Source organism: Treponema endosymbiont of Eucomonympha sp. (assembly GCF_001028545.1).
This window is the reverse complement of the sequence record NZ_BBPW01000609.1, coordinates 1-461: the sequence shown is the minus strand read 5'-3', so window position 1 is coordinate 461 and position 461 is coordinate 1. Positions and strand designations below refer to the sequence as shown.

The 461-nt window shown below is 55.1% G+C and carries 1 pseudogene; it reads right to left on the bottom strand.

From position 1 onward, the window contains the following. Nucleotides 1-450, bottom strand: a pseudogene (locus AWU74_RS08300) (IS5 family transposase); the annotation flags it as partial. Between the last annotated feature and the right edge of the window lie 11 nt (nucleotides 451-461).

The following is a 461-nucleotide window of genomic DNA, read 5'->3' as shown; positions in this document are numbered from 1 at the left end:
ACAGTACCGCTTGTCACAATGCCGCTTGCCGGTATCCCGTACTCGTCAACTACCAAATGTAATTTGCTGTTCAGCCCCCTTTTGTACGGCTAATGTCCTGAGTGCCGCCGCGCGCCCCGCATGCGTCTGCGTGTGCCTTGATATACGTCGAATCTATCATAAAGATATCCCGGCAGGCTCGCCTATTGCGGCGTCCGCCAGTATTCTCCATATTCCCTTGTCCCGCCAGCGGCAAAACCGCTTGTGTATGCTGTTCCAGTTCCCGAATTCTGGCGGTATATCCCTCCACGGAGCGCCCGTGCGCGTCTGCCACGCTACCGCGTTGATAAACAAACGGTTGTCTTTCGCTACTCCCCCGCGCTTCCCTGCCTGTCCGGGCAGCAGTTCTTTTATCCGTTCCCACGCCTCGTCGCTTATATCGTGCCGGTGAATGCCTTTATTTCCTTTCATGCTCCTATTTT